General features: G+C 72.2%; 16 protein-coding genes. 14 read left to right on the top strand and 2 right to left on the bottom strand.

The features are described from left to right. Positions 1–152: 152 nt before the first annotated feature. The 9 genes from AB0J04_RS13430 (at position 153) to AB0J04_RS13390 (ending at position 10,066) form a co-directional block, all read left to right on the top strand. Positions 153–896: a hypothetical protein gene (locus AB0J04_RS13430; RefSeq protein ID WP_363168512.1), complete on the top strand. Its 744-nt coding sequence runs from the start codon at positions 153–155 to the stop codon at positions 894–896. Between the two features lie 110 nt (positions 897–1,006). Then, complete coding sequence (locus AB0J04_RS13425) at positions 1,007–1,852, top strand: DegV family protein (protein WP_363168511.1); 846 nt, start codon at positions 1,007–1,009, stop codon at positions 1,850–1,852. Positions 1,853–1,959: 107 nt separating this feature from the next. Then, on the top strand, positions 1,960–3,219 hold the full coding sequence (locus AB0J04_RS13420; RefSeq protein WP_363168510.1) for a ComEA family DNA-binding protein: 1,260 nt from the start codon (positions 1,960–1,962) through the stop codon (positions 3,217–3,219). A gap of 116 nt (positions 3,220–3,335) precedes the next feature. Continuing rightward, the gene (locus AB0J04_RS13415; RefSeq protein WP_363168541.1) at positions 3,336–5,927 is read left to right on the top strand and encodes a ComEC/Rec2 family competence protein; all 2,592 of its coding nucleotides are present in this window, start codon (positions 3,336–3,338) and stop codon (positions 5,925–5,927) included. Positions 5,928–5,931: 4 nt separating this feature from the next. Then, positions 5,932–7,029: an arylamine N-acetyltransferase gene (locus AB0J04_RS13410; RefSeq protein WP_363168509.1), complete on the top strand. Its 1,098-nt coding sequence runs from the start codon at positions 5,932–5,934 to the stop codon at positions 7,027–7,029. A 168-nt stretch (positions 7,030–7,197) separates the two neighbouring features. Beyond that, positions 7,198–8,088, top strand: coding sequence for a YceI family protein (locus AB0J04_RS13405; protein ID WP_363168508.1), 891 nt, complete (start codon positions 7,198–7,200; stop codon positions 8,086–8,088). A gap of 174 nt (positions 8,089–8,262) precedes the next feature. Then, positions 8,263–8,508, top strand: coding sequence for a hypothetical protein (locus AB0J04_RS13400; RefSeq protein WP_363168507.1), 246 nt, complete (start codon positions 8,263–8,265; stop codon positions 8,506–8,508). 108 nt (positions 8,509–8,616) lie between these two features. After that, a complete protein-coding gene (gene holA, locus AB0J04_RS13395) occupies positions 8,617–9,603 on the top strand; it encodes a DNA polymerase III subunit delta (RefSeq protein ID WP_363168506.1) in 987 nt (328 codons plus the stop codon). Between the two features lie 67 nt (positions 9,604–9,670). After that, positions 9,671–10,066 carry a nuclear transport factor 2 family protein gene (locus tag AB0J04_RS13390; protein WP_363168505.1) on the top strand — a complete coding sequence of 132 codons (396 nt, stop codon included), beginning with the start codon at positions 9,671–9,673 and terminating at the stop codon, positions 10,064–10,066. Positions 10,067–10,293: 227 nt separating this feature from the next. Here the strand turns inward: AB0J04_RS13390 and rpsT are convergent, their stop codons facing one another. Then, the gene (gene rpsT, locus AB0J04_RS13385) at positions 10,294–10,560 is read right to left on the bottom strand and encodes a 30S ribosomal protein S20 (protein WP_020127768.1); all 267 of its coding nucleotides are present in this window, start codon (positions 10,558–10,560) and stop codon (positions 10,294–10,296) included. A gap of 189 nt (positions 10,561–10,749) precedes the next feature. Between rpsT and lepA the strand changes: the two genes are divergently transcribed. The 5 genes from lepA (at position 10,750) to hemW (ending at position 19,343) form a co-directional block, all read left to right on the top strand. Continuing rightward, positions 10,750–12,618, top strand: a complete 1,869-nt coding sequence (lepA, locus tag AB0J04_RS13380; RefSeq protein WP_363168504.1) for a translation elongation factor 4 — start codon at positions 10,750–10,752, stop codon at positions 12,616–12,618. 246 nt (positions 12,619–12,864) lie between these two features. Continuing rightward, positions 12,865–14,742 (top strand): AMP-dependent synthetase/ligase, encoded by a 1,878-nt coding sequence (locus tag AB0J04_RS13375; protein ID WP_363168503.1) that lies wholly within the window; start codon positions 12,865–12,867, stop codon positions 14,740–14,742. A 216-nt stretch (positions 14,743–14,958) separates the two neighbouring features. After that, the gene (locus AB0J04_RS13370) at positions 14,959–16,857 is read left to right on the top strand and encodes a SpoIIE family protein phosphatase (RefSeq protein WP_363168502.1); all 1,899 of its coding nucleotides are present in this window, start codon (positions 14,959–14,961) and stop codon (positions 16,855–16,857) included. A 152-nt stretch (positions 16,858–17,009) separates the two neighbouring features. After that, positions 17,010–18,062 (top strand): Dyp-type peroxidase, encoded by a 1,053-nt coding sequence (locus AB0J04_RS13365; RefSeq protein ID WP_363168501.1) that lies wholly within the window; start codon positions 17,010–17,012, stop codon positions 18,060–18,062. A 48-nt stretch (positions 18,063–18,110) separates the two neighbouring features. Then, positions 18,111–19,343: a radical SAM family heme chaperone HemW gene (gene hemW / locus AB0J04_RS13360; protein ID WP_363168499.1), complete on the top strand. Its 1,233-nt coding sequence runs from the start codon at positions 18,111–18,113 to the stop codon at positions 19,341–19,343. Positions 19,344–19,455: 112 nt separating this feature from the next. Here the strand turns inward: hemW and AB0J04_RS13355 are convergent, their stop codons facing one another. Continuing rightward, positions 19,456–20,259: a DUF3097 domain-containing protein gene (locus AB0J04_RS13355; RefSeq protein WP_363168498.1), complete on the bottom strand. Its 804-nt coding sequence runs from the start codon at positions 20,257–20,259 to the stop codon at positions 19,456–19,458. Between the last annotated feature and the right edge of the window lie 26 nt (positions 20,260–20,285).

The following is a 20,285-nucleotide window of genomic DNA, read 5'->3' as shown; positions in this document are numbered from 1 at the left end:
CCGAGACCGGCCGCGGCCGCCCCCTAGGGGTTTCGTGCGGGCAGGTTCGGGGTTCTTCTGGAACTCCGGGCCTGCCCGCGTCGTTTACCGTTTTGAGTGCGGCGCGCCATGTGTGGCGCCGGATATGTCGTGGCCGGCCGCAGGAGGAGCTCGTGGAAGCAGTGATCACAGTGGTAGCTCTGCTCTTCGTGCTGTTCCTGGCGCTCGGCGCCTACGCCACGGTGAAGGTGATCGGCGCCGCGAAGCGGGGCGTCGACCGCACCATCACCCAGGCCCGCCGCACGGTCGAGGACCACACCCTGCGGGCCAAGTCCTTCGCCCAGCTCGGACCGGCCGGCGAGATCGCCCAGCTGCGGCTCAAGCTGCGCACATCGATGCGGGCCACCCAGGACGCGCTGCACGCGGGCGTCGCCGAGGACGAGTCCCTGAAGGAGTCCCTCGGCCTCTTCCAGAGACTCAGCGCGCACGGACGCGAACTGGACGACGAGCTCAAACGCCTGGAATCCGAGCCGGACCGGGCGACGCTGACCGAGCGGCTGCCCTCGCTGCGGGAGCGCACCGAGCGCATCACGGGATCGGCGGACTCGCTGCGCTGGGCGGCCCGCGACCGCGCCCACCGCTTCGCGGACGACGACCTCGACTCCCTGAGCGCCCAGATCGACGTCGAGACCGGTGCCCTGCGGCACTGGACCACACCGGAGCCTGCCCCGACGACACCGCCCTCGCCCTCATGGCCCGAGGCACCCGCCGCCGGCAGCCCGGCAGCGGGGCAGACGTGGCCGGAGACACCCGGTGCGCGCGCCGCGGAGGAGCCGACCCGGACCGCCATCACCCCACCGGCGGCGCGTCCGACCTACCCCTGGCAGAAGAAGCCGCGCCCCGAGAGCACCACCTGAGGCGGCCCCTGGGCGGGCGCTGTGCGGCCGGTACTTGATTCGGTCAAGGGCGGGCCGGCTGCGAGGAGCCGGGCTGCCGTACAGGGGCTACGCCAGGTAACCTCCAGGTCATGTCCCGCCATGTCGCGATCGTCACGGATTCAACGGCCTACCTGCCGCAGCGGACGATGGAGCGCCATGGCATCACAGCGGTGCCTCTGACCGTCGTCCTCGGCGACCAGGCCCTTGAAGAGGGCAACGAGATCTCGACCCGTTCCCTCGCGCAGGCATTGCAGAAGCGACGACCCGTCACCACCTCGCGTCCCAGCCCGCAGCTCTTCGCCGAGACGTATCGCAAGGTCGCCGAGTCCGGCGCCACCGGCATCGTCTCCCTCCATCTCTCCGCCGAACTGTCCGGCACGTACGACGCGGCGGTCGTCGCGGCGCGTGAGGCGCCGGTGCCGGTACGGGTGGTGGACACCGGCATGGTCGCGATGGCACTCGGCTTCTGCGCCCTCGCGGCGGCCGAGGTCGCCGAGGCGGGCGGCACGGTCGACGAGGCGGTCACCGCGGCGGAGAAGCGGGCGGCCGGCACCTCCGCCTACTTCTATGTCGACACCCTGGACTACCTGCGCCGCGGCGGCCGGATCGGCGCCGCGCAGGCCCTGTTGGGCTCCGCGCTCGCGGTGAAGCCGCTCCTCCAACTGGACGGAGGGCGCATCGACCTCCTGGAGAAGGTGCGGACGGCGTCGAGGGCGATCGCCCGCCTCGAGGAACTCGGGGTCGACCGGGCGGGCAGCGCGCCCGTCGACATCGCCGTGCACCATCTCGCTGCTCCCGACCGGGCGTCCGCTCTCGCGGACCGTCTGCGGTCACGCGTGCCCGGGCTCGTCGATCTGCACGTGAGCGAGGTCGGAGCGGTGATCGGGGCGCACACCGGGCCGGGACTGCTCGGGGTTGTGGTCTCGCCGCGTTGAGGGCCTCCCTCACCCGGGAGGGTGAAGGAGTTATCCACAACTGGGCGGTAATCCCCGGAAATTGAGCAAGATCATCGCGGTTCGGCGAAGTGTCCGATCCTCGTCGCATGGCACTTCGATCACGCTCACACAGCACGAACGCGACCAGTGGCCCCGGACGGGGCCCCGGCTCCGACGGCCGTTCCCGCCAGCTCCGCGCACCTGGCGGCGGCCGGGTCCGACACCGTGACGCCTCGGCGGAGGAGATCCGTCGCCGGGCGGAGGCGCTGTTCGCCGAACGGGCCCGGATGCGACGGGAGTCGGGGACGGGGCCGCCGCCGGGTGAGGGCGCTGTGCCTGTCGGAGGGGCGGGTGCGCGAGGTACGCGGGGCGCGGTGCAAACGCCGGTGGCTGAGGGGGCGTCGGCGGCGTCGGGCACGGCGGTGGCGTCGGAGGCTGTGGTGGCTGCGGAGCCGGTGGTGGCTCCGGAGGCGGTGGTGGCTCCGGCATCTGCGGTGGCTGCGGGCGGGTCGGGAGCGGTGGTGGCTTCGGCTGATGCCTTGCGGGGAGTCGATGCGGTGGACGGTGGTGGGGCCGGCGGTGTGGGTGTGCGGTCCGATGATGTCGATGAGGGGGGTGAGGGGGTAGGTCCTCGTGGCGCGGGGGGCTGGCAGACGCGGGCGGGGTGTGCGCTGCGGGAGCGGTTGCCGGTGTGGTTGCAGGCGCGCTGCGGACTGGAGCGCAGGAGCGTGGTCGCGCTCACGGTGCTGCTGGTCGCCGCCGCTGCCTTCGCCGTGCAGCACTTCTGGGTGGGACGGGCCGAGCCGGTGCGGGCACCGGAGGTGGTGCGAGCCGTGGCCCCCTACCCGGCGGACGAGCAGAGCTCGGCGGCCGGGCCGGCGGCCTCCGCCGGACCGTCGGCGGGCCTGGGGAGTACGGCCGGGGCCGAGATCGTCGTGGACGTCAGCGGCAAGGTGCGCAAGCCCGGGATCCACCGGCTCCCGGCCGGTTCACGTGTCGTCGACGCGCTGGGCGCGGCCGGTGGAGTCCGGCCCGGCACCAACACCGACGGTCTCAATCGTGCGCGCTTCCTCGTGGACGGGGAGCAGGTCGTCGTCGGCGGACCCGCGCCGGCCGGGGCTGTCGGGGCGGGAGCGGGGGGTTCCGTCGGTGTGGGGGCGGGAGCCGGGCCGCCGGCCCCCGTCTCTCTCAACACGGCCACCGTGGATCAGCTCGACACCCTGCCGGGCGTGGGACCCGTGTTGGCACAGCACATCGTCGACTACCGGGCACAACACGGCGGTTTCCGATCGGTGGACGAACTGCGCGAGGTCAACGGCATCGGCGAGCGGCGCTTCGCCGACCTGCGGAATCTCGTGCGGCCATGAGGTCCGACGACGCTGAGCACGCCGTCCCTGGGGTCGGGAACCCCGCGACGAGGGCCGGGGAGGCCCCCGAGGGCATCGGCGTCCGGGGCACGCCCGGCTCCCGTATCCGCCGAACCGTGCACGCGGATTCCGGTAAGCGGTTGGGTGACGCCAACCCGCGCCAGGAAGGGCCGGTGGATCTACGGCTCGTGCCACCCGCGCTCGCGGCCTGGGCGACGGCCGCGCTGACGCTGGACGCGCCGCCAGGGCTGGTGGGCGGCATCGTGGCCGCCTGCCTGGTGACCGCCGGTGCCCTGCTGATCGTGCGGCGGGGCCGCGCGCGGGGTGGTGTGGGCAGCCGGATCGCCTGGCCCCGGGTCACTGTCGCCGCGTCGTTGCTCTGCGTGGGCGCGGCTGCCGCGTCGGCCGGGCTGCACGGGGCCGATCTGCGCCGGGGGCCGGTGCCGGCGCTGGCACGGGAGTACGCCACGGTCACCGCCGAGGTCGAGATCACCTCCGATCCACGGCTCACCCGGCCCAGGGTCAGAGGGGACCACGTGACCCCGGACTCGGTCCTGATCGAGGGCCAGGTGCGCAGCGTCGAGGGCGCGGCCCGGACGGCCGTGACGACACGGGCTCCGGTGCTGGTGATCGTGGACGTCGGGCCGGGCTCGGGCACGGGTGGCCGACGGGCGGGGCTCGACGGCCGGGATGCGTCTCGGGGTGGGCGGCCTGCGGAGGCTGTCGGCCGGGTGGTGTCCGGGGGTGGGCCGGGACCAGGGGTGACGGCCAGATCGTCGTGGCTCGGGTTGTTGCCGTCCACCCGGGTGCGGGTGACCGGGCGGTTGGTGCCCGCGCTGGCTCGAGGGGACCGGATCGCGGCTGTGCTGCGGGTGCGGGATCGTGCGGCGCCGTCGGTGGTCGCGGAACCGTCGGCCGCGCAGCGGTTGGCGGGGCGGCTGCGGGCGGGACTGCGGACGGCCACCGAGGGGCTGCCGGCGGACGCGAGGGCGCTGCTGCCCGGGCTGGTCGTCGGGGACACCTCGCGGATCACCCCCGAACTGGACGAGGCCTTCAAAGAGACGGATCTGGCCCACACCCTCGCCGTCTCCGGGAGCAACCTCACGATCATCCTCGCCCTGCTCCTCGGCCCGCCCGGGCTGGCCCAGCAGGTGGAGCGCCGCGGCCTGGCACCTCGTCTCGGTGTCCCTCTGCGGACGACCGCGCTGCTCGGTGGAGCGCTCACTCTCGGATTCGTGGTCGTGTGCCGACCCGACCCCAGTGTGCTGCGGGCGGCGGCCTGCGGGGCGATCGTGCTGCTCGCCCTCGCGACGGGCCGCCGCAGATCTCTCATCCCGGCGCTGGCGACAGCGGTGCTGCTGCTGGTGCTGTACGACCCGTGGCTGGCCCGGAGCTACGGGTTCCTGCTGTCCGTCCTGGCCACCGGGGCCCTGCTGACGCTGGCACCGCGGTGGAGCGCGGCGCTGCGACGACGCCGGGTACCCCCGCGGCTCGCGGAGGCGTTGGCGGCGGCGGGAGCCGCGCAGGCGCTGTGTGCGCCGGTCGTCGCCGTGCTGTCGGCGCGGGTCAGTCTGGTGGCGGTGCCCTGCAACCTCCTCGTGGAGTTCGCGGTCGCGCCGGCGACGGTGCTGGGTTTCGCGGTGCTGGCGACGGCGCCGGTGGCGATGCCGGTGGCCAAGGCACTGGCATGGTGCGCGAGTTGGCCGGCCGGGTGGATCGCGGGTGTGGCACGGGCCGGGGCGGCGCTGCCCGGCGGGGGAGTGGACTGGCCGGGGAGCTGGGGCGGTGCCTTGTTGCTCGCACTCGTCACGGGAGGGGTGGTGGTGCTCGGGCGGCGACTGTCGGGGCACCCGTGGCTGTGCGGGCTCTGCGGGGTGCTGCTCCTGCTCGTGGTGGTGCAACCGCTGCCGCTGACCAGAGTGCTCACGGGCTGGCCCCCGCCGGGCTGGCGGCTGGCCATGTGCGACGTGGGCCAGGGCGACGCGACCGTCCTCGCGGCGGGCGACGGGGCCGGGGTCGTGGTGGACGCCGGGCCTGATCCGACGCTGGTCGACCATTGCCTGCGCTCGCTCGGCGTCACCCGGGTGCCGCTGGTCGTGCTCACGCACTTCCACGCCGACCACGTCGCCGGGCTGCCGGGGGTGTTGCGTGGCCGGGCGGTGGGCGAGATCCAGACGACGGGGTTCGAGGAGCCCGTGGACCAGGTGGACTTCGTACGGAAGGAGGCGGCGGCGCGGGGCGTTCCGATGGCGCGGGCCGTGGCCGGGGAGCGGCGGCGGATCGGTGCGCTGGACTGGGAGGTGCTGTGGCCGCCACCCGACCCGGTGCCGGAACCGGACGGGCCGAACGACGCGAGCGTGACGCTGCTCGTGCGGACGGCCGGGCTGCGGATGCTGCTGCTCGGCGACCTCGAACCCCCTGCGCAGCAGGCACTGGCGCGATCGTCGGCGGCCTCGCTGGTGCGTGGCGTGGACGTGCTGAAGGTGGCGCATCACGGCTCGGCCTACCAGGATCCGGACCTCATACGGGCGGTGGCACCACGGCTGGCGCTGATCTCGTGCGGTGCGGACAACCCGTACGGTCACCCTGCGCCCAGCACGGTCGCGGCGCTGCGGGCGGGAGGCGCGGTGGTGCTGCGGACGGACCGGGACGGGGCGCTGGCGGTCGTCGCGGACGCGGGCGGGGAGCTGCGGGTGGCGCGAGACTGAGGGCATGAATCCCGCACAGGCCGACGAAGAAGCGCCCCAGCCTTCCGTCGCCCAGCCCTCTGTCGCCCAGCCTTCGGTCGCCCAGCCCTCCGCTGCCCGGCTCGACGCCCGACTGGTCGATGACTATCTGCGCCGCATCGGCGTCGAGCCCCCGGCAAGGCCCGCCACCCCCGTCGCGACGGCCTCCGTCGGCACCACCCCCGTCGCCACGGGCCCCGTCGCCACCGCCACTGTCGATCTGCTGCGTGAGTTGCATGTGCGGCATTTGAGGGCGGTGCCCTTCGAGAACCTGTCGGTTCATCTCGGGGAGGGGATCGTGCTGGAGGAGAGGCGGCTCGTCGAGAAGGTCGTCGGGGCGCGGCGGGGCGGGTTCTGTTACGAGCTGAACGGGGCGTTCGGCGCGCTGCTGGCGGCGCTGGGGTTCGAGGTCACGCTGCTGGCGGCGCGGGTGTACGGGGAGGAGGGGCGGCTCGGGATTCCGTACGACCATCTCGCGCTGCTGGTGAGGACGGTGGACGCGGGCGAGTGGCTGGCCGATGTCGGGTTCGGGGCGCACAGCCACTACCCGCTCCGGTGGGGGCACCGTGACGAGCAGGAGGATCCCGGCGGGGTGTTCCGGATCGTCGAGGCGAGTCCGGGTCCGGGTCCGAGTCCGAGACCGAGACCGAGTCCGAGTCCGAGTTCGGGGCCGGGGCCGAGTTCGGGTCCGAGACCGAGTCCGAGTTCGGGGCCGAGTTCGGGGCCGGGGCCGGCCCTGGCTCCGGCGGAGGCGCGGGACCTGGACGTCGTGTGCGACGGGGCGTCGGTGTACCGACTGGAGCTGCGGCCCCGGGTGTTGGGGGACTTCGTGGCGGGAGCCTGGTGGCACAGCACCTCGCCGGAGTCGCACTTCACGAAGTCGCTGATCTGCTCGCGGGTCACGGAGGACGGAGGGCGGATCACGCTCAGCGGACGCCGGTTCAAGGCGACGTCCGTCGACGGGGCGAGTGAGGAGAGTGAACTGACGGGCGACGACGAGGTGTTGACGGTGTATCGGGAGCGGTTCGGGATCGAGTTGGAGCGGGTGCCGACGGTACGGGCAACGGGGAGGACGGTGGAGTGAGGTCTGCGATCCGAGGGGTGGATTCCGGCCACAATGGGCTACTCGTGCGTAGTACCGGCACATGTGCTTGTTTCCCGTGAGGTGGGCTTGTCTTGCCTCGAAAGCCGCATCGGTGATCGAATGCTTCTTCGGCAACAAGTGATGTCAAGTCGCGCGGGGGTGTCGTATATGTTCGGCCGTTGGCTGGGAAACCGTACGAACCGCATGCAGCGGACGAGCCCTCTCGCGGCGGTCCACACCCCGCCGAACGCCGGCGTGCTGAGCTGCCGGATCCTCGATCCGGTCAACGAGCCGGTGCCGCATGCGGAGTTCGCGGTGAGCGATGCGATGGGACGCAATGTCGTCAGCGGCGGCACGGATCCCTTCGGGGCGTTCATGACGACCGTGCCGGCGGGGGAGTACCGGCTCGCGGTGTCCGCCGAGGGGTACACGCCCTACCGGGCGACGGCGACGGTCGGGGAGAACGCGCTGGCCTCGCTCGGCGATGTGATGCTCCAGGTCGCGCGGCCTCCGGAACTGCCGCCGCCGGGGGACTGGGAGATCGAGCCGACGCATTCGTCGATCGGGTTCACCGCGCGGCACATCGGGCTCGCCCGGATCCACGGGCGGTTCAACTCGTTCGCGGGGGCGGTGCGGATCGCCGAGCGGATGGAGCAGTCGGCGATGCACGTGGTGATCGACGCTGCGTCCATCGACACGAACGTCAGGATGCGGGACGACCATCTGCGGTCCGGGGACTTCCTGGACGTCGTGCGGTTCCCGACGCTCGAGTTCTACAGCGAGCGGTTCGTGCACAAGGGCGGCAGCCGGTGGGCCGTCACCGGGGCGCTGTCGCTGCACGGTGTGACGCGGACGGTCACGCTCGACACGGAGTACCTCGGGGTCGGCAACGGCATGGGCGGCGAGGTGCGGGCGGCCTGCCGGGCGCGGACCGAACTGCACCGGGACGACTTCACCGTCAGCTGGCAGACGATGCTGACGCGGGGCATCGCGGTGGTCGGCCCCAGCATCAGCATCGAGCTGGACGTGCAGATCGTGCAGACCACACCGACGGCCTGACCGGACCGAGGCCTGACCGGACCGAGGCCTGACCGGACCGAGGCCTGACCGCACCGACGGCCTGACCGGACCGAGGCCTGACCGGACCGGATGCGTGACCGCGCCGGGTGCCTGACCGTGCCGACGAGCTGATCTGCGGTACGACCGCTGCCGCGCGTGCCGGAAAATGGGGCCGTGAGCGATGTGAGACATGTGCTGGTGCTGCCCGACCGCGAGGCCGCCGAGGAGGCCGCCCAGGCACTCGGGGAGCGGTTCGGCGTGGGTGAGGAGCCGAGGATCGTCCGGGACGCCCTGGCCGGGGAGGACGACGCGGAGGACGCGCAGTGGCTCGTCCTGGTCGGGGACGAGGCGGAATTGCTCGACGCGGGGGCGCTGGACGCGTTCGCGGGGGAGTGGGAAGGCTGGCGCGAGGAGCCGTAAGAGGCCCCAGTCGTACCTCGGCCCCAGTCGTAACCTCGGCCCCAGGCCTACCTCGGCCCCAGGCCTACCTCGGCCGCGTTGTCAGTGGCTCGTGGGATGCTTTCGGGGATGGCCAGGAAGACTGCAAACGACGACCCTCTCGCCCCGGTGACCCTTGCCGTGGGCCAGGAGGACCTCCTGCTCGACCGTGCCGTGCAGGAGGTGGTGGCCGCCGCCAGAGCCGCCGACGCCGACACGGACGTACGTGACCTGACCTCGGACCAGCTGCAGCCCGGCACGCTCGCCGAGCTGACCAGCCCGTCGCTCTTCGCGGAGCGCAAAGTCGTGGTCGTACGCAACGCGCATGACCTGTCCGCCGACACGATCAAGGACGTCAAGGCGTACCTCGGGGCTCCCGCCGAGGAGATCACCCTTGTGCTGCTGCACGCCGGCGGGGTCAAGGGCAAGGGGCTGCTGGACGCCGCGCGCAAGGCCGGGGCGCGCGAGGTGGCCTGCCCGAAGATGACGAAGCCGGCGGACCGGCTGGCCTTCGTCAGACAGGAGTTCCGGGTGACGGGCCGGTCGGCCACGCCCGAGGCGTGCCAGGCGCTCGTCGACGCCATCGGCAGCGATCTGCGGGAGCTGGCCTCGGCCGTCTCCCAGCTGGTCGCCGATGTGGAGGGGACCATCGACGAGGCGGTCGTCGGGCGGTACTACACCGGGCGGGCGGAGGCGTCGAGCTTCACCGTCGCCGACCGGGCGGTGGAGGGGCGGGCGGCGGAGGCGCTGGAGGCGCTGCGCTGGTCGCTGGCCACCGGCGTCGCGCCCGTGCTGATCACCAGCGCGCTCGCCCAGGGCGTGCGGGCCATCGGCAAGCTGTCCTCCGCGCGCGGCGGCCGGCCGGCCGATCTCGCCCGGGAGCTCGGCATGCCGCCCTGGAAGATCGACCGGGTCAGACAGCAGATGCGGGGGTGGACACCGGACGGCGTGGCCGTCGCGCTGCGGGCGGTGGCCGAGGCCGACGCGGGAGTGAAGGGCGGCGGTGACGATCCCGAGTACGCCCTGGAGAAGGCAGTCGTGACGATCGCGCGGGCGGCCCGCTCCGGGGGCCGGTAGGAGCTCGGGGGAGGAGAATCGTCCGTATCAGCCTTCTGGCGCCGAACTGGGAAAGGTGGCGATTGCCATGGCTGAACACCCGCACGCGATGCTCGTCCGCAAGGGATACGAGGCCTTCACACGGGGTGACATGGACGCCCTCAGAGGCATGATGACCGGGGACTGCACCCATCACGTGCCCGGTTCCCACCCCCTCTCGGGGGACTTCAAGGGCACCGACGCGATCATCGACATGTACGGTCGGCTCTTCTCGGAGACGGGCGGCTCGATGCACGTCGAGATGAAGAGCATCCTTGTCGACGGCCGTGGACACGCCGTCGCCATGCACCGCTTCACCGCCGACCGCAACGGCAAGCACATCGACGAGAACGGCTGCATCGTCTTCCGGATCGTCGGCGACAAGATCACCGACCTCGACGAGTGCCTCGAGAGCATCGACCAGAGCAACGACTTCTGGTCGTAGGGCAAACCTCTGGTGGCAGAGCAACGCCTTCTGGTCGTGGCATACCGAAGGCCCCGGCTGCCGTCCTGGGGAAGGGCGGAGTGCCGGGGCCTCGGTTCAAGCCGATCAAGCTGTTGGATCCGCGCCCGCGTGGCGAACGCAGGCCGTGCGCGGACCCGTGGGTGCCGGTCGGGGGCGGATAGAGAGGGCCCGCCCGAGTCCTTCCGGCGATCAGATCAGATAAGGGTTCAGCCCTTGAGGGTCTCGACCTTGGAAGCAAGCGCCGACTTCTTGTTGGCGGCCTGGTTCTTGTGGATGACGCCCTTCGAGACGGCCTTGTCGAGCTGACGCGCGGCAGCGCGCTGGTACTCGGTGGCCTTCTCGACGTCACCCGCGGCAGCGGCCTCGCGGGCCTTGCGGATCGCGGTCTTCAGGGAGGACTTGACGGCCTTGTTGCGCAGCCGAGCCTTCTCGTTGGTCTTGATCCGCTTGATCTGGGACTTGATGTTCGCCACGAAGTAAGCCTCTTCTATTTCCTGGTTTCGAATGTGCCCCGTGCTGAGAGGGCATGAGACACAGCTGCCCACGTTACCAGTGGACGCGAGAACGGCCCAAACCGGTCCCCGGTCGCCGCCCATGGGACCATGGAGCCTACGTATCGATCCGACCCGAGGCACAAGGCGCCTCAAGAGACAGGACCCTGCGTGCCCGCGACCCCTAACAATGTGCCCGAGCCGAGCCGTACCGACCCGGCTCTGATCCGCAATTTCTGCATCATCGCGCACATCGACCACGGCAAGTCCACGCTCGCCGACCGCATGCTCCAGCTGACCGGAGTGGTCGATCAGCGGCAGATGCGTGCTCAGTACCTCGACCGCATGGACATCGAGCGTGAGCGCGGCATCACGATCAAGTCCCAGGCGGTCCGTCTGCCCTGGGCTCCGACCGAGGACCCGGGCAGGACCCACATCCTCAACATGATCGACACCCCCGGGCACGTGGACTTCACGTACGAGGTGTCCCGGTCGCTGGCCGCCTGCGAGGGCACCGTCCTCCTTGTCGACGCCGCCCAGGGCATCGAGGCCCAGACTCTCGCCAACCTCTACCTGGCGATGGAGAACGACCTCAAGATCATCCCCGTCCTGAACAAGATCGACCTTCCGGCCGCCCAGCCCGAGAAGTTCTCCGAGGAGCTCGCCAACCTCATCGGCTGCGACCCCGCGGACGTGCTCAAGGTCTCCGCCAAGACCGGTCTGGGCGTCGAGGCGCTGCTGGACCGGGTCGTGGCCGAGGTCCCCGCGCCGGTCGGCGTCCAGGACGCCCCCGCGCGCGCCATGATCTTCGACTCGGTGTACGACTCCTACCGCGGTGTCGTGACGTACGTGCGTGTCATCGACGGCCAGCTCAACAAGCGCGAGCGGATCCGGATGATGTCCACCGGCGCGACGCACGAGCTGCTGGAGATCGGCGTCTCGGCCCCCGAGATGAAGTCGGCCGACGGCCTCGGCGTCGGCGAGGTCGGCTACCTCATCACCGGTGTGAAGGACGTCCGTCAGTCCAAGGTCGGCGACACGATCACCACCCTGCACAAGGGGGCCACCGAGGCGCTCGGCGGCTACAAGGACCCGAAGCCGATGGTCTTCTCGGGCCTGTATCCGCTGGACGGCTCCGACTACCCCGAGCTGCGCGACGCCCTCGACAAGCTCCAGCTCAACGACGCGGCGCTGGTGTACGAGCCGGAGACGTCCGCCGCGCTCGGCTTCGGCTTCCGCGTGGGCTTCCTGGGCCTGCTGCACCTCGACGTGATCCGGGAGCGGCTGGAGCGCGAGTTCGGGCTCGACCTCATCGCCACCGCGCCCAACGTGGTCTACCGCGTGGTCATGGAGGACGGTTCCGAGCACACCGTCACCAACCCGAGCGAGTTCCCCGAGGGGAAGATCGACGACGTGTACGAGCCCGTCGTACGCGCCACGATCCTCGCGCCCTCCGAGTTCATCGGCTCGATCATGGAGCTGTGCCAGACCCGGCGCGGCACCCTGCTCGGCATGGACTACCTCTCCGAGGACCGGGTCGAGATCCGCTACACGCTCCCGCTCGCGGAGATCGTCTTCGACTTCTTCGACCAGCTGAAGTCCAAGACCCGCGGCTACGCGTCCCTCGACTACGAGCCCACCGGCGAGCAGGCCTCCAGCCTGGTCAAGGTCGACATCCTGCTGCACGGCGACAAGGTGGACGCGTTCTCGGCCGTCACGCACAAGGACGCGGCGTACGCCTACGGCGTGCGGCTCGTCGCCAAGCTGCGCGAGCTGATCCCGCGGCAGGCCTTCGAGGTGCCCATCCAGGCGGCCATCGGCTCCCGGGTCATCGCCCGCGAGACCATCCGCGCCATCCGCAAGGACGTCCTCGCCAAGTGCTACGGCGGTGACATCTCCCGTAAGCGGAAGCTGCTGGAGAAGCAGAAGGAGGGCAAGAAGCGGATGAAGATGGTCGGTTCCGTGGAGGTTCCGCAGGAGGCCTTCATCGCCGTCCTGAGCAGCGACGACAACGCGGGATCCGGCAAGGGCAAGAAGTAGCCGCCCGGTACGCCGATCCTCCGGGGCCCGTCACGCGAGAGCGCGGCGGGCTCTGGTGCGTCCTGTGGCACGTTCTGTGGCGCGTTCTGTGCTCCGTCCGGTGGAAATCGATCACCCGGAGCCCCTTACGCGCTGGCCAGTCGCCGCTTACTCTGATGCCTGCTCAATAGTTACTCGTGAGTTAAACAACAGCAGCCAGCCACCAGCCGCATTGAGCCAGCAACGCCGCGGGCCCCGGAGGATGTCGTGAGCGACACACAGACACTGATCGAGAACCGTCCGCCGTCGGTCGCGGGCCTCTTCCTGGAGCGCGTGGCGGCCACGCCCGACGCGGAGGCCTACCGGTACCCGGTGCCGGCCGCGTCCGGCGCGGGCCCCGACGAATGGAAGTCGCTGAGCTGGGCGCAGGCCGCCGAGCGGGTCTACGCGATCGCGGCCGGCCTCGTCGAGCTCGGCGTGCAGGCCGAGCAGCGCGTCGCGCTCGCCTCCGCCACCCGGTACGAGTGGATCCTGGCCGACCTCGGCATCATGTGCGCCGGGGCCGCCACGACCACCGTCTACCCGCAGACCAACGCCGACGAGTCGGCGTTCATCCTCTCGGACTCCGAGAGCAGGGTGCTGATCGCCGAGGACGCGGCCCAGCTCGCCAAGGCGGTCGAGCAGCGCGCCGAGCTGCCCGCTCTCACTCACGTCGTCGTCATCGACCCGGCCGGCGTCGAGACCGGCGAGGACTGGATCCTCACCCTCGACGAGCTGGAGAAGCGCGGCGCGGCCCGGCTGGCGCAGGAGCCCGGGCTGATCAAGGAGCGGGTCGCCGCGATCACCTCCGACCAGCTCGCCACCCTCATCTACACCTCCGGCACCACCGGCCGCCCCAAGGGCGTCCGCCTCCCGCACGACAACTGGTCCTACGTGGCCAAGGCGATCGCCGCGACCGGGCTGATCAGCGCCGAGGACGTGCAGTACCTGTGGCTGCCGCTCGCCCACGTCTTCGGCAAGGTGCTCACTTCCGGCCAGATCGAGGTCGGGCACGTCACCGCCGTCGACGGCCGCGTCGACAAGATCATCGAGAATCTGCCGGTCGTCCGGCCGACGTACATGGCGGCGGTGCCGCGCATCTTCGAGAAGGTCTACAACGGCGTCGCCGCCAAGGCCCGCGCGGGCGGCGGGGCCAAGTACAAGATCTTCCAGTGGGCCGTCGAGGTCTCCCGCGAGTACGCCAAGGCCGCACAGGACAACTTCCGCCGCACCGGCAGCGCCGCCGTCCCCTTCGGGCTCGGCGCCAAGCACAAGGTCGCCGACGCGCTCGTCTACGCCAAGATCCGCGAGGCCTTCGGCGGGAACCTGCGCGCGTGCGTGTCCGGCTCGGCGGCCCTCGCGCCGGAGATCGGCTACTTCTTCGCCGGCGCGGGCATCCACATCCTGGAGGGCTACGGCCTGACGGAGTCGTCCGCGGCCTCCTTCGTGAACCCCGGCGAGGCCTACCGCACCGGCACGGTCGGCAAGCCGCTGCCCGGCACCGAGGTGCGCATCGCCGAGGACGGCGAGATCCTGCTGCGCGGCCCCGGCATCATGGAGGGCTACCACGGGCTCCCCGAGAAGACCGCCGAGGTCCTCGAGGCCGACGGCTGGTTCCACACCGGCGACATCGGCGAGCTCTCGCCCGACGGCTACCTGAAGATCACCGACCGCAAGAAGGACCTGATCAAAACCTCGGGCGGCAAGTACATCGCGCCCGCCGAGGTCGAAGGCCAGTTCAAGGCGGTGTGCCCGTACGTCTCCAACATCCTGGTGCACGGCGCCGACCGGAACTTCTGCACCGCGCTCATCGCCCTCGACGAGCTCTCGCTCATGGGCTGGGCGAAGGAGAACGGACTGGCCGGAAAGTCGTACGCCGACGTCGTCGCCGCCCCCGCGACGGTCGAGCTCGTCGACGGCTACGTCAAGCAGCTCAACGAGGGCCTCCAGCGCTGGCAGACGATCAAGAAGTTCCGGCTGCTGCCCCGGGACCTCGACGTCGAGCACGGCGAGATCACGCCGAGCCTGAAGCTGAAGCGGCCCGTCGTGGAGCGGGAGTACAAGCACCTCATCGACGAGATGTACGCCGGAGCGCGCGAGGCGTGACGCACCACCCGTATTAGGCCAGTGCGCCGGAGCGGGGGCGGAGTCCGAATGCTCGGATTCCGCCCCTCAACCGTGCGTCATCGAGCACGCGCGTACACACGTGTACACCTGCGCAGCACGCTTCTCGCTCATGACGGCCCACTTCGGTAACCCAGCGCTCATGGCCGGGATCGGTCTGTCACCCTGAGGGCATCCGAACCGTCCGGGGAGCTGCGCATGGGGGCCATTCCGACCCAACGGGAGACCGTCTCCCGTGCCGACGGCGCGCCCGCGCACTCGGGCGGGCTCCCGCACACCCGTACGACCCTGGCCGGCAGCCCCCTCGCGCCCGGCACCGCCCGCGACCTGGTCCGCGCCGCGCTGACGGAGTGGGCCGGCCCCGGCCTGCCCGGCCCCGGGGAGCTCGGCGAGCGGTGTGCGCAGGACGCGATACTCGTCGTCAGCGAGCTCGTCACGAACGCCGTCGTCCACGCCGGCACCGACGTCGAGCTGGTGTGCCGGCTGGAGGAGGAGCCCGGACACCCCGACGGCTGCCTCGCGGTCGTCGTCGAGGTCTCCGACCACCACCCCTCCCGCGCCCCACGCGACGGCGCGCCCGAACAGCCGCACGGGACACCGTCGTACGAGATGCCGGAGTACGGCCGCGGCCTGCGCCTGGTCGCCGCGCTCGCCGACGCCTGGGGGGTGACGTACCGCAGGGGGACGAAGACCGTGTGGGCGCGACTGGTGCCGAGCGCCGAGCCCTACGACCTCGGTCCGGTCGACGGCCCCGCCCCGGGCCTCCTCGAAGCCCTCGCCCCCGAGCCGCAGCCGGTCGGACGGGGCGACCCGGACTGGCTCAACCGCGGCGCCCTCTCCTTCCTCGCCGAGGCCTCCGACCTGCTCGCCGGACAGCTCGACGAGGACCTGGTGGCCGCGCTGACCGGCCAGCTCCTCGTGCCGCGGCTCGCCGACTGGTGCGCGGTCTGGCTGGAGGACGAGGTCGGCGGGCGCGGTGACTGGGCCGGCGGGCCCGGTCCGCGGCTGGCCCGGGTCTGGCACGGCGGCGAGCACCTCATCGAGGAACTGCGCCGCGCCCTGGAGAAGGATCCGCCGTGTCCGCCCGACGGCGGCCCGCAGTCCGGACCCGAGGCCTTCCCCTGGCCCGGCACGGTGCTCGGCCCGCGCGGCGCGTCGCTCGCCTACCGGCTGATCGCCGGCGGCCGCCCGCTGGGCACCCTGGTCATCGGCCGAGCCGGACTGCCCGCCTTTCCCGACGAGGTCACCGGGCTCGTCGAGGACCTCGGCCGCCGGGTGGCGCTCGCCATCGGCGCGGCCCGGCAGTACGCCCGCCAGGCCACCATCAGCGCCGTCCTGCAGCGCGGGCTGCTGCCCGGCGCGGTCGCGGAGATTCCCGGCGTGCACAGCGCCCTCGTCTACGAGCCGCGCGAGCAGGGCGGGCCGAGCGGCGACTTCTACGACCTTTTCCCGGCGGGCGACGGCCGCTGGTGCTTCGCGGTGGGCGACGTCCAGGGCAAGGGCCCGGAGGCGGCCGTCGTCATCGGCCTCGCCCGGCCCTGGCTGCGGCTGCTGGCCCGCGAGGGCTACCGCGTCGCCGACGTCCTGGACCGCCTCAACCAGCTCCTCCTCGACGACGCGACCGAGGCAGCCGACGCCGCCGCCCGCGCCTTCGTCGGCCCCGCCGGGCCGGGCGAGGGCCCGCAGACCCGCTTCCTCTCCCTCCTCTACGGCGAACTGACCCCCTTCGAGGGCGGCGTCCGCTGCACCCTCGCCTCCGCCGGCCACCCGCTGCCGCTGCTGCTCGCACCGGACGGCTCGGTCGCCACCGCAGGGCGCCCGCAGACCCTCCTCGGGGTCATCGAGGACGTCACATACACCAGCGACAGCCTGGAACTGCGGACCGGAGACAGCCTGCTGTGCGTCACCGACGGGGTCACCGAACGGCGGTCGGGCTCCCGGCAGTTCGACGACGGCGACGGCCTGGCCACCGCGCTCGCCGGGTGCGCCGGGCTCGACGCGGAGCTGATCGCGGCGCGGATCCGACGTCTGGTGCACGAGTTCGGCGAGCAGCCGCCGGAGGACGACCTGGCGCTCCTGGTGCTTCAAGCGGGATAGAGGGTTCGGGCGGGACAGTGGGTTCGGGCGGGACAGTGGGTTCGGGCGGGATGGCGGGTTCAAGCAGGACAGCCGGTTCGGGCGGGACGGCGGGTTCGGGCGAGGGAGACGGGGTGGTCGGACCCGGCGGATGTATCGTCCGTTTCGTGCCGATGGCGAAGAATGATGTATTTGACGCGCCCACCCGTCGACGCGTCCTGATCGCCGGCGCGGGGATCGGGCTGACCGTGACCGCCTGTACCCGTGAAGCCGATCAGCCGCAGGGCGCCCACGGGCCCGCCCCCCACGGCGTCCGCCAGGCCGGGGTGACGACCCCGCAACAGGCCACCGCGCTGCTGCTGGCGTACGACTTCGATCCCGAGCTGCGCGGCGCGGCGGGCGTGCGTGCGCTGAAGGCCGTGCTCGGCGCGTGGACCCGCACGCTGGTGGAGCGCGGGTCCGCCGAGGCCGCTCTCATCACCACCGTCGGCATCGGCCCCCGGCTGCCCGCCCGTCTCGGCGTCCCCGCGCCCGCCGCCCTGCGCGAGCTGCCGCCCTTCCCCGGCGAGCGTCTCGATCCCGCCCGCTGCGGCGGTGACGTGCTCGTACAGCTGTGTGCCGACAGCGCCGACGCCACCGAGGCGGCCGCCGCGACCCTGACCCGGCTGGCCGGGGACGCCCTGCGCCCGCGCTGGCGGCAGGCCGGCTTCCTGGCGCCGTCCCCCGACGCCGACGGCGCCCCACGCGACCTGCTCGGCTTCAAGAACGGCAGCGCCAACCCGACCCCCGAGGAGTGCGAACGCTGGGTCTGGACGGGCGACGCCACCTACCTCGTCGTCCGGCGCGTCCATCTGCGCGTCGAGGACTTCGCGCGGCTCTCCGTGCACCGCCAGGAAGAGATCATCGGCCGTCGCCGCGCGGACGGCGGCCCGCTGGAAGGCGGCCGGGACGCCCCGCCGCACTCCCACGTCCGCGCCGCCGGCCCCGGCCTCGACGCCGGCGCCCGGATGCTGCGCCGCGGCTACTCCTACGCCGACGGCCCCACCGACCAGGGCCTGCTGTTCCTCGCCTTCATGCGGGACCCGGCGCTCTTCACCCGGGTGCAGCGGCGGATGTCCGCGCAGGACGAGCTGAGCAGGTTCAGCGAGGCCCGGGGCTCGGCGGTGGCGTACGTCCTGCCGGGGGCGCGTCCGGGGCGGCCGCTGGGGGCGGAGCTGCTGGGCTGAGGCGTCGCGAGAAACGGGGCGGTGCCGACGTGCGGGACAATGGACCCCATGCCTTCCGCACTCCCCGACGGTGAGCCCGTCCCCACCGACGGTGCACTGCCCGCGCCCGCGCTCGTCGGCGCCGCCGACCGCCCCCTCGGGTTCTACCTGCACGTCCCGTACTGCGCGACCCGCTGCGGCTACTGCGACTTCAACACGTACACCGCCACCGAGCTGCGCGGCACGGGCGGGGTCCTCGCCTCCCGCGAGAACTACGCGGACACGCTGATCGACGAGGTCCGGCTGGCCCGCAAGGTCCTCGGCGACGACCCGCGCGAGGTCCGCACGGTCTTCGTCGGCGGCGGCACGCCGACCCTGCTGCCGGCGTCCGACCTCGTGCGGATGCTGGGCGCGATCCGCGACGAGTTCGGGCTCGCGGCGGACGCGGAGGTGACGACGGAGGCCAACCCCGAGTCCGTCGACCCCGCCTACCTGGCCACCCTCCGCCGGGGCGGCTTCAACCGGATCTCCTTCGGCATGCAGAGCGCCAAGCAGCATGTGCTGCGCGTGCTGGACCGGACCCACACGCCGGGCCGCCCCGAGCGTTGCGTGGCGGAGGCCCGCGCGGTCGGCTTCGAGCACGTCAACCTGGACCTGATCTACGGGACGCCCGGAGAGTCGGACGACGACTGGCGGGCCTCGCTGGACGCCGCGCTGGGCGCCGGCCCGGACCATGTCTCGGCCTACGCGCTGATCGTCGAGGAGGGCACGCAGCTGGCGCGCCGGATCCGGCGCGGCGAGGTTCCGATGACCGACGACGACGTCCACGCCGACCGGTATCTGATCGCGGACGAGGTGATGTCCGCGGCGGGCTTCGACTGGTACGAGGTCTCCAACTGGGCGACCTCCGCCGCCGGGCGCTGTCTGCACAACGAGCTGTACTGGCGGGGCGCCGACTGGTGGGGCGCGGGGCCGGGCGCCCACTCCCATGTCGGCGGGGTGCGGTGGTGGAACGTCAAGCATCCGGGCGCGTATGCGGCGGCGCTGGCGGAGGGGCGGTCGCCGGGGGCGGGGCGGGAACTGCTGTCGGAGGAGGACCGGCGGGTGGAGCGGGTGCTGTTGGAGCTGCGGTTGCGGGAGGGGGTTCCGTTGTCGCTGCTGAAGGAGGACGGTCTGGCGGCCTCCCGGCGGGCGCTGGCGGAGGGCCTGCTGGCCGCGGAGCCGTACGAGGAGGGCCGAGCGGTGCTGACGCTGCGCGGGCGGCTGCTGGCGGACGCGGTGGTGCGGGACCTGGTGGACTGAGGGTTTTTCGCCCCCGCCGCCCCTTCCCGTCCCATCCCTGGGGGCTGCCGCACCCAGACCCCCGCTTCGGCCCCGAAAGGGCCTCGTCCTCAAACGCCGGACGGGCTGAAAACTAGACGGTCACGAAGTCGATCAGTTCCTCGACCCTGCCCAGCAGTTCCGGTTCCAGGTCCCGGTATGAGCTCACTCGTGCCAGGATCGCCTGCCACACCGCCCCCGTGTTCTCCGGCGGCCAGCCCACGGCGCGGCAGACGCCCGTCTTCCAGTCCTGGCCGTGGGGGACGCGGGGCCATGCCTCGATGCCTACGGACGACGGTTTCACCGCCTCCCAGATGTCGATGTACGGGTGGCCCACGACCAGGGCGTGTTCGCTGGTGACCGACTGGGCGATGCGCCATTCCTTCGTGCCGGGGAGGAGATGGTCCACCAGGATGCCCAGCTTTGCGTCCCGGTCCGGGGCGAAGTCGGCGACGATCTTCGGGAGGTCGTCCACGCCCTCCAGGTACTCCACGACCACGCCCTCCACGCGGAGGTCGTCGCCCCAGACCTTCTCGACCAGCTCGGCGTCGTGCCGGCCCTCGACGTAGATGCGGCCGGCGCGGGCCACGCGTGCGCGTGCGCCGGGGACGGCCACCGAACCGGAGGCGGTGCGGGTGGGGCGTACGGGACCGGCTGAGGGCGGCCTGACCAGCGTGACGACGCGGCCCTCCAGCAGGAAGCCCCTGGGCTCCAGCGGGAACACACGGTGCTTGCCGAAGCGGTCCTCCAGGGTCACCGTGCCCGCCTCGCAGCGGATCACCGCGCCGCAGAAACCGGTGCCCGGCTCCTCCACCACCAGGCCGGGCTCCGCCGCGACCTCGGGGACGGGCCGGGGCTTCTTCCACGGCGGGGTCAGATCGGCGGAGTACTGGCGCATTCGGATGACGATAGGAGAAGCTCGGG

This window comes from Streptomyces sp. NPDC050263 (assembly GCF_040655955.1).
Taxonomy (GTDB): Bacteria; Actinomycetota; Actinomycetes; order Streptomycetales; family Streptomycetaceae; genus Streptomyces.
This window is presented reverse-complemented; position numbering and strand designations above follow the sequence as displayed.